At 72.6% G+C, this 8,570-nt stretch carries 8 protein-coding genes and 1 pseudogene; 3 read left to right on the plus strand and 6 right to left on the minus strand.

Translation table 11 applies throughout. From position 1 onward, the window contains the following. Window positions 1-10: 10 nt before the first annotated feature. The 5 genes from Ani05nite_RS14110 to Ani05nite_RS14130 are packed head-to-tail and all read right to left on the minus strand — an operon-like array spanning window position 11 to window position 4,862. Complete coding sequence (locus Ani05nite_RS14110; protein WP_203768551.1) at window positions 11-856, minus strand: carbohydrate ABC transporter permease; 846 nt, start codon at window positions 854-856, stop codon at window positions 11-13. Further along, window positions 853-1,761, minus strand: coding sequence for a carbohydrate ABC transporter permease (locus tag Ani05nite_RS14115; protein ID WP_203768552.1), 909 nt, complete (start codon window positions 1,759-1,761; stop codon window positions 853-855). Before Ani05nite_RS14115 ends, Ani05nite_RS14110 begins: the two co-directional genes overlap by 4 nt. After that, complete coding sequence (ngcE, locus tag Ani05nite_RS14120) at window positions 1,761-3,185, minus strand: N-acetylglucosamine/diacetylchitobiose ABC transporter substrate-binding protein (RefSeq protein ID WP_203768553.1); 1,425 nt, start codon at window positions 3,183-3,185, stop codon at window positions 1,761-1,763. Before ngcE ends, Ani05nite_RS14115 begins: the two co-directional genes overlap by 1 nt. A gap of 13 nt (window positions 3,186-3,198) precedes the next feature. Next, window positions 3,199-3,948, minus strand: coding sequence for a sugar isomerase domain-containing protein (locus Ani05nite_RS14125; protein WP_203768555.1), 750 nt, complete (start codon window positions 3,946-3,948; stop codon window positions 3,199-3,201). Beyond that, complete coding sequence (locus Ani05nite_RS14130) at window positions 3,945-4,862, minus strand: MurR/RpiR family transcriptional regulator (RefSeq protein WP_203768557.1); 918 nt, start codon at window positions 4,860-4,862, stop codon at window positions 3,945-3,947. The genes Ani05nite_RS14125 and Ani05nite_RS14130 overlap by 4 nt, the downstream gene beginning before the upstream one ends. Before the next feature lie 94 nt (window positions 4,863-4,956). On the opposite strand from Ani05nite_RS14130, the gene Ani05nite_RS14135 reads away from it, so the two are divergent. Further along, on the plus strand, window positions 4,957-5,913 hold the full coding sequence (locus tag Ani05nite_RS14135) for an N-acetylglucosamine kinase (protein ID WP_203768559.1): 957 nt from the start codon (window positions 4,957-4,959) through the stop codon (window positions 5,911-5,913). Between the two features lie 189 nt (window positions 5,914-6,102). On the opposite strand, the gene Ani05nite_RS14140 is transcribed toward Ani05nite_RS14135, so the two are convergent. Then, window positions 6,103-6,459, minus strand: a complete 357-nt coding sequence (locus Ani05nite_RS14140) for a PRC-barrel domain-containing protein (RefSeq protein WP_203768561.1) — start codon at window positions 6,457-6,459, stop codon at window positions 6,103-6,105. 761 nt (window positions 6,460-7,220) lie between these two features. Between Ani05nite_RS14140 and Ani05nite_RS14145 the strand changes: the two genes are divergently transcribed. Both Ani05nite_RS14145 and Ani05nite_RS14150 read left to right on the plus strand, forming a co-directional pair. Beyond that, window positions 7,221-8,324, plus strand: coding sequence for a sugar ABC transporter substrate-binding protein (locus Ani05nite_RS14145; protein ID WP_203768563.1), 1,104 nt, complete (start codon window positions 7,221-7,223; stop codon window positions 8,322-8,324). Window positions 8,325-8,474: 150 nt separating this feature from the next. Next, window positions 8,475-8,570 (plus strand): annotated as a pseudogene (locus Ani05nite_RS14150) (sugar ABC transporter ATP-binding protein); the annotation flags it as partial.

Raw genomic sequence — 8,570 nt, forward strand, 5'->3', positions numbered from 1 at the left:
GAAAGGGGACCTACTTGACCGCGCCGGCGGTCATACCGGCGCGGATGTGGCGTTGGAACGCGACGTAGGCGATCAGCACCGGCAGCATGGCGATGGTCAGGCCGGCGAACAGACCGCTCCAGTCACTGCGGTAGCCCTGGCTGACCGACAGGGCGGCCAGACCCTGCGCCAGGACGTACCGGTCCGGGTCGGGATTGAGGACCAGCGGGAGCAGGTACTGGTTCCAGAGCCCGAGGAAATTGAAGATGCCGACGGCCACCAGGCCCGGCCGGGCCATCGGGAGCATGACCCGGAACACGCCGAGGTGCGAGCAGCCGTCGAGGAACGCCGCCTCCGCCACCTCGGCGGGCAGCGTGCGGAAGAACGCGTGCAGGAAGAACACCGTGAAGGGCACGGCATACGCCGCATAGACCAGGATCAGACCCTGGTACGTGCCCAGCAGCCCGAGCCGCTGCACGACGAAGAACAGCGGCACCAGCGCCAGGAACACCGGGAAGAACATCGCCGCGACGAAGGTGTAGTAGACGAACCGGTTGCCGCGGAACTCGTAGCGGGCCAGCGCGTACGCGACCAGCGCGCCGAGCAGCATGGTGAGCGCCAGGGCGCCCCCGACCACCAGCACGCTGTTGAGGAAGTAGCGGCCGATGCTGGCCTCGGTCCAGGCCCGCGACCAGTTGCCCAGCCGCGGCGACGCGGGCAGCGACCACGGGTCGTTGAGGATCTCGTCGTCGGTCTTGACCGAGCTGACCACCGCCCACAGCAGCGGCAGCGCGGTCACCACCGCCCAGGCGAGCATGGCCAGGTGCACCGGGAACGTCCGGACCGACGGCCGGGGCCGGCGCGGGGCCGCGTTCATGCCGGCTCCAGCCTGTCCCGGCGGCCGGACCGCAGCGCCAGCACGGCCAGGGTCAGGGTGGCGAAGAACAGGGCCACCCCCATGGCCGACGCGTAGCCGAACTTGCCGTACTGGAAGGCGTTGCGGTAGAGCGACAGCCCGATCACCTCGGTCGCGCCGTCCGGCCCGCCCGGGCCGACCGTCATCACCTGCACCACGGCGAAGGCGTCCAGCGCGGCGATGCCCAGGTACACGAACGCGACCTGCACCGAGTCGCGGACCAGCGGCAGCGTCACCCGGCGGAAGGTGGCCCAGCCGCCGGCGCCGTCCAGCAGCGCCGCCTCGAACAGCTCCCTCGGTATGCCGTCGATCGCCGCGCTGAACAGCACCACGTAGAAGCCCACCGACGACCAGACCAGCACCGCCGCCACCGCGGCCAGCGCCAGCGCCGGCGACGCCAGCCAGCTGCGGGCCAGCCCGCCCAGCCCCACCGCGCGCAGCGCCCCGTTCAGCAGCCCGGTGTTCGGGTTGTAGACGAAGCCCCACAGCACCGCGACGACGACCAGCGACAGCAGCTGCGGGAAGAAGTAGACGATCTGGTACGCCCCGGAGCCCGCGATCCCCCGCCGGCCACCGCGTCCGCCGAGGTGCATCATGCTGGCCAGGAACAGTCCGATCCCGACGGTGGCCAGCGGCACCACGGCCAGCAACACGGCGTTGTTGCGGACCGCGTCCAGGAACAGCGAGTCGCCGCCGAGGCGGGCGTAGTTGCCCGCCCCGACGAAGTGCGCCGCCCCGGCCACCCCGGTCCAGTCGGTCAGCGACAGGTAGAAGGCCTGCGCGTACGGCGACAACACGAAGAGCACGTGCAGCACCAGCGCGGGCACCAGCGCGCCGGCCAGGAACCGCCACCGACCGTGCCGCATCAGCGGGTGTACTTCTGCACCGTGGAGTCCCGGGCGACCGCGTCCGCCGCCTTCTGGACCCGCTGCGCCCACCCGGCCGCGGTGAGGCGCTTGTTGACCAGCTCGCCGGTGGCGTCGTCGAGCGCCTTGGCCAGCGGGGCGTACCAGGTGCGGAAGCGGTAGGTGAAGGTCTCGGGGCCGGCGGCGGCGACGGCGTCGCGCACCGAGCCGAGGCCGCTGCTCAGCGTCAGCCCGTCGGTCGCGCCGGCCACCGCGGGCAGCGTGCCGGCCGACTGGGCGAACGCCTTCGCGGACTGCTGGGAGAACAGGATGCGCAGGTACTCCATGCCGCCGGCCGGGTTCTTCGCCTTCGCCGGGACCAGGAACGACTCGCTGCTGGCGGCCTGCACCGCGGTCGGCTTGAGCTGGTCGCCGGCCGTCCGGGCGGGCACCGGGCCCATCACCATGTCGAAGGCGGGCGGGGTGACGCCCTTCTGCTCGCTCTCCAGCCACGAGCCGCACGGGATGAAGGCGGCCTTGCCCTTCGACCACGCGGCCTGCGCCTCGGTGTGCGACAGCGCCTCGGAGCCGGCCATCAGGTAGCCCTTGCCGGCGAGCTCCGCGAAGGCCTCGGCGGCGGCGATCAGCCCCGGCGCCTTCCACGCGTGGGGCTCCAGGTTGTCCACGGCCTTGACCAGCGTGAGCCCGCCGGTCTTGGCCGCCATGCTCAGCAGCGGGTCGTTGATGTACTCCGGGTACTTGCCCTGGTAGGTCCACGGCGCGATGCCGGCGGCCTTGATGGTGGCGCACAGCGCGAGCATGTCGTCCCAGGTCTTCGGGTACGACCAGCCCTTGGCGGCGAACAGCGACCGGGAGTACCAGAGGCCCCAGACGGTGTAGGTGAAGTTGAGCGTCTGCGGCACGCCGGCGAACGTGCCGTCGTCGACCACGCCGGACAGCAGCGTGTCGCGCAGCTTCACCGCGGGGTCGTCGAAGGACGGCGCGTCGAGCAGCGCGCCCAGGTCGGCGACCTGCCTGGCGGCGACCAGGGTGGCGATGTCCAGCCGGCTGGCGCCGGTGTTGTCGACGACGTCGGGCGGGGTGTTGGCCACGAACCGCGGCTGGAGGGCCTCGCCGATCTTCTGCACGCCCTGGTGGTCGATCTTCGCGCCGGGGTGCTTGCGGGTGTAGAGCGTCTCGGCGTTCTTCGCGTACTCGTCGCCGTACCCGCCCTTGAAGATCACCACCTCGAGCGGGGTCTCCGCCTTGACCCCCAGGGGGTTGTCGGCGGTCCTGGCGCCGGTGTTGCCGGCGGCCGGGTCGGCGTCGCCGCCGCCGCCGGTCACGCAGCCGGCGAGCAGCGGCGCCGCGACGCCGGCGGTCAGCGCCGTGCGCAACAGAGTTCTTCTGGTGGGGTACGGTTCGGCAAGGGTGGATCGGTTCATCAGCTGACCTTCCCTAAGCGGTACGCCGGATGCGCCCGGCGTACCGCGCTTCGAGCTCCTGGTTGTGCTCCCGGCCGCCCGGCACGTTGTCGGAGAGGTAGACCGGCGGGGTGATGCCGAGCCGCAGCAGCCGGGCCACCACCTCGGTGACCATCTGCTGGGCCAGCAGGGCGGCGGTGATCGAGGAGACGGCGCCGACCGCGCCGTCGCCGTAGGACAGGGCGGCGTCGCCGTACGGTGCGCCGTTGTCGAGCACGACGTCGGCCAGGTCGCCCAGCTTGCGGCCGCTGGCGTGCCGCGAGTCGACCCGCGCCGAGTGGTCCGCCGAGGTGATCGCGATCAGCGCGTGCCCCCGCTGCTTGACCAGGTGGGCCATCTCCACGACGGCGCCGTTGACGCCGGAGTTGCTGGCGATGACGAACGTGTCGTCGGGCTTGATCGGGGCCAGCTCGTAGAGCCGGTGCGCGACGCCCGGCGTGCGCTCCAGCTGCGGGTCTGTGAGCACGCTCGCGGGTTCGCCGCCGTACAGGACGATGTCGCGCAGGGCGATCCGGTTGGTCGGCACCAGGCCGCCGGCGCGCCCGGCGATCTCCATCGCCAGCGCCTCGGAGTGACCGCAGCCGAAGGCCTGGATCACCCCGCCGGCTTGCAGGGTCGCGGTCAGCAGGTCGGCGGCCCGGGCCACCGCGTCCCGTTGGGTGCTGCCGACCCGGCCGATGGCCTCGGTGACCGCCTCGGCGTAGGCGGCGCTCGTGATGCTCACAGCGGCTTGTCCCTCCGTGGTCGCTTGCGGTTGGCGTTCGGCTCGGGCACCCGGTGCGCGTCGACGGCCCGCACGGTCAGCTCGAGGGCCTCGGCGGTCCGCTCGTAGGTGCGCTGGGCGACGGCGACGTAGATGAGGTCGAGGATCAGCAGCTGCGAGTGCAGGGCGGACAGCGCCGCCAGCCGGAACGTGGTCTCGTGCACCGAGGTCACGAACACGACGTCGGCGACCTCGGCCAGCGGCGACCGGGCGTACGAGGTCACCGCGACGGTCAGGGCGCCGTGGTCGGCCGCCTCGGCGAGGGTCTCGATCGCCTCCCGGGTGCGCCCGGAGTGCGACAGGCCGATGGCCACGTCGCCGGGTCCGAGCAGGGCGGCGTTGGTCAGCGCGGTGTGCGTGTCGGCGCGGTAGCGCACCGGGACCCGGATGCGTTCCAGCCGGAAGGCCATCTCGCTGCCGGCCGTGCCGCTGCTGCCCAGTCCGAAGATCTCCACCCGCCCGGCGGTGGCGATCGCCGCCGCGACCCGCTCGACCGCCGCGGTGTCCAGCCCGGACGCGGTCGCCTGGATGGCCCGGCTGTCGGCCGCGGTGATCACGTCGAGGACCTTGTCGAGCTGGTCGCCGGGGTGGATGTCGCCGCTGATGTCGGTCTCCCAGCGGGCCTGCTCGGCCCGGCCGGTCTCGGTGGCGACCGCGACCCGCAGGTTGGCGTAGCCCTTGAAGCCGAGCGCCCGGCTGAACCGGGTGACCGTCGCCGTCGAGGTGCCGGACCGTTCGGCCAGGTCCACGATGCTCGCGTGCGCGGCCGTCTCCGGATCGGCCAGGATGGTCTCGGCGATCCGCGCCAGCGCCTCCGGCATGCTGGGTCCCTCGATGCGGAGCCGCACCAGCAGCCCGCCGCTCTCACCCGTCACCTGGTCCTCGTTTTCATCGATGTCCTGTGCCGATGAAAATTACGACCACTGTGGTCTCTGGTCAACAAAAAGTTTCTATGTTTCGATCTGGCGCATGAAGCTGGTGCTCGGCGTGGACGCCGGCGGGACGGCCTCGCGCGCGGTGGTGGCGACCGGCGCCGGCGCGGTGGTCGGCCGCGGTTCGGCCGGCCCGGGAAATCCCACGGTGGCGGGCGCGGACGCCGCGCGGGCCATCGGTACGGCGGTCCGCGCCGCCCTCCACGGCCGCGACCCCACGACCGTCGGCGCCGCGGTGGCCGGGGTCGCCGGGGTGGGCGTCCTGGCGGAACCACCCGTGGCGGCGGCGTTCCGCGACGAGTGGGCGGCGATCGGCCTGACCTGCCCGGTCACGGTGGTCGGGGACGCGGTCACGGCCTTCGCCGCCGGCACCGCGGCGCCGTCCGGGGCGGTGCTCATCGCCGGCACCGGGGCGGTCGCCGCGCGCCTGGAGCAGCGGCGGATCAGCGGCACGGCGGACGGGCTGGGCTGGCTGCTCGGCGACGAGGGCTCGGGCCTGTGGCTGGGCCTGCGGGCGGTCCGGGCGACGGCCCGCGCCTGGCCCGCGGGCGCGGGGTCGTCCGATCTGGACGGCCTGGCCGCCGGGGTGGCCGCCCACGCCGGCGCCCGCTCGTGCGACGAGTTGGTGCACTGGGCCGGACGCCGGCCACCGGCGGCGTTCGCCGGGCTCGCTCCCCTGGTCTGCGCCGCGGCCCGGGCCGGCGATCCGCTCGCCGGGCGGCTGACCGCCGAGGCCGCCGCCCGCCTACTCGCCACCCTCGGCGACCTCGGGCCGCCCGGCGGCCCGGTGGTGCTGGCCGGCGGGCTGCTCACTGCCGGCACGCCTGTGCGGGACGCCGTGCTCGCGGCCCTGCCCGGGGCGGCAATCGCGCGCGACCCTGCTCGGGGCGCCGCCTGGCTCGCCCTGGCCGGACTGTCCGGAATGGAGGAAAGCGCTGCGACCCGGCTGCACTCGGTGATGCTCGAGGGGCCGGAGGCGCTCACCGTCAGGTGACCGGCCACAGCTGGTGGGAGCCCGGACCGAGGCGCCGCGCCCTAACTCCCGACCGTCGCCGACCGCGCCGCTGAGGCATCGCGCCCGCCCTCCCGGAACGCGGCGACCGGGCCACCCGCCACGACCTCCACCCGGTCCGGGGTGCCCGCGCCGCCCGCTGCCCGGAGCCGGGCAGCGGGCCGGCCGGGGTCAGCGCCGGGCCAGGCGCCGTTCACCCGCGGCCCCGGGCAGGTACGGCAGGTTGTAGTGGGCGAAGACCCCGGGCTCGTCGCCCGCGGTCAGTTCGCCGTCGAGGTCGATGCTGGGGGCGTCGCCCACGAGCTTCTTGTCGTAGCGGACCCGCAGCGCGCTCGGGCTCACGGTGGCGCCGGCCAGCGGGACGAAGGTCAGTTTGTGGCGGCCGATCATGCCGGTGCGTACCGTCGCGAACGCCGGCTCGTCGGTGGCCGTGTCGACGTAGACCGCCTCCAACTCGCCGATCTTGGAACCGTCGGGATCGATGACCTTTTCGCCGCGCCAGTCGCGCAGATTCTCAGCGGGGAACATGCCCAGGTCATTCCCCCCAGCCCGGCCGCGAAACGACGGGCCGGGCCGATGACCTCGGACGGGGCCCCGGTGCGCGGGCCGGCCGGCGGCTCGGGGTCACGCCGCGGGCGCCGCGATCCGCGCCCGCCGGGCCGGCTCCGGAATCACCACCGCGCCGCCCCGACGCGGCCGAATGCGGTCCTTTGCCGGTTCGCCTTTGCGCCGGGAAAGCACCGTCCGGTCAATCCGCGAATTGCCACCGCCGGCCCGGAAAGACCCCACCGCCGGACGGAATCGGCCTCCCGCCGGCCGGCCGGGTGCAGCGGAATACGTCGATGCCTTGCCCGGCCGGAGCGGCTCCCGGGCCGGGCATGCGTCACCGCCGCTCCGGAAGTTGCGGGGGGTGTGGGCCGGACCTCCCCGGCGTCGGTGCGACTCCTGTCGCGTCGAAGGGTCGCCGTCCGTCGTTTCGCCACCGTCGGCCGGCCCTGAAACTTTCGGAGACCGGTGACCCGCCCAAATGGGGTCGAGTGCGGACACAGGGCCGCGTCCGGCGATTGCCGGGGGCGGCGCCGGAGCCCTATCACCGCCGTGTTGCCGGATTGTTATCCCGTGTTTCAAGATCGCCTGCCGACACCGCTTGTGCAACGCGGCGCAATGGTAAAACGTTGCCGGGCACAACAAATCAGCTCCCGAACGTCAGCACCGCCGGGCGCACCCCTCCCCCGGCTCATGACATCGAACTCTATCGAAGGCCCGGACCACCCGAAAGGACACACGGTATGCGTAAAGGACTCCTCGCCCTGACTGCGGTCGGCCTGCTGGCCACCGGCAGCATGGCTGCGTGCGGTGACGACAGCGGCAGCGACACCGGCAGCAGCTCCGGCGGCTCGTCCACCGGCAAGGTCGGCGTCATCCTGCCGGACACCAAGAGCTCGGCGCGGTGGGCCACGGCCGACCTGACCTACCTCAAGGCGGCGTTCGAGGCGGCCGGCGTGCAGGCCGACATCCAGAACGCCCAGGGCGACAAGACCCAGTTCCAGACGATCGCGGACGGCATGATCTCCAGCGGCGTCAAGGTGCTCATGATCGTCAACCTGGACTCCGGCACCGGCAAGGCCGTGCTCGACAAGGCCAAGAACGCCGGCATCGCCACCATCGACTACGACCGGCTCACTCTCAACGGCGGCGCCAACTTCTACGTGTCCTTCGACAACGTGGCGGTCGGCAAGCTGCAGGGCGAGGGCCTGGTCAAGTGCCTGGCCGACAAGAAGGCCAGCAAGCCGGTCGTGGCCGAGCTCAACGGCTCCCCGACCGACAACAACGCCACCCTGTTCAAGGAGGGCTACGACTCGGTCCTCAAGCCCAAGTACGACTCCGGCGAGTACCAGAAGGGCCCGGACCAGGCGGTCCCGGACTGGGACAACGCGCAGGCCGGCACCATCTTCGAGCAGATGCTCACCTCGAACAAGAACATCAAGGGCGTGCTCGCCGCCAACGACGGCCTGGGCAACGCGGCCATCGCGGTGCTCAAGAAGAACAAGCTGAACGGCCAGGTCCCGGTCACCGGCCAGGACGCGACCGTGCAGGGCCTGCAGAACATCCTCGCCGGCGACCAGTGCATGACCGTCTACAAGGCCATCAAGAAGGAGGCGAACGCGGCGTCCGAGCTCGCGATCGCGCTCGCCAAGGGCCAGAAGCCGACCACGGCCACCGGCGTCACCAAGGACCCGGAGTCGGGCAAGGACGTGCCGTCGGTGCTGCTGACCCCGCAGTCCATCACCAAGGAGACCGTCAAGGACGTCATCGCCGACGGGTACGCCACCAAGGCCGAGGTCTGCACCGCCGACTTCGCCAAGGCCTGCACCGAAGCGGGCATCAGCTGACCTGAGCTGATCGCCGGCCGGCTCCGACCGACCGCGACGCCGCTCCTGCCCGCCCGGGCCGGAGCGGCGTCGCGCCGGGTCACCCCCGCCCGATCGCCCGCGGTGCAGCCACGACGACGAACCCGGTCACCCAGCGAAGGAGAAACACCCGTGGCCGCGACACCCCTTCTGGAACTCCACGGGATCGACAAGAGCTTCGGTCCCGTCCAGGTCCTGCACGATGTCGGACTCTCCGTCTACCCCGGC

Origin of the sequence: Actinoplanes nipponensis (genome assembly GCF_016862275.1) — a bacterium.
GTDB classification, from domain to species: Bacteria; Actinomycetota; Actinomycetes; order Mycobacteriales; family Micromonosporaceae; genus Actinoplanes; species Actinoplanes nipponensis.

Coding starts and splice junctions, on each gene's coding strand:
- Ani05nite_RS14110 (WP_203768551.1), bottom strand. CDS start 856: ATGAACGCGGCCCCGCGCCGGCCCCGGCCGTCGGTCCGGACGTTCCCG.
- Ani05nite_RS14115 (WP_203768552.1), bottom strand. CDS start 1,761: ATGCGGCACGGTCGGTGGCGGTTCCTGGCCGGCGCGCTGGTGCCCGCG.
- ngcE (WP_203768553.1), bottom strand. CDS start 3,185: ATGAACCGATCCACCCTTGCCGAACCGTACCCCACCAGAAGAACTCTG.
- Ani05nite_RS14135 (WP_203768559.1), top strand. CDS start 4,957: ATGAAGCTGGTGCTCGGCGTGGACGCCGGCGGGACGGCCTCGCGCGCG.
- Ani05nite_RS14140 (WP_203768561.1), bottom strand. CDS start 6,459: ATGTTCCCCGCTGAGAATCTGCGCGACTGGCGCGGCGAAAAGGTCATC.
- Ani05nite_RS14145 (WP_203768563.1), top strand. CDS start 7,221: ATGCGTAAAGGACTCCTCGCCCTGACTGCGGTCGGCCTGCTGGCCACC.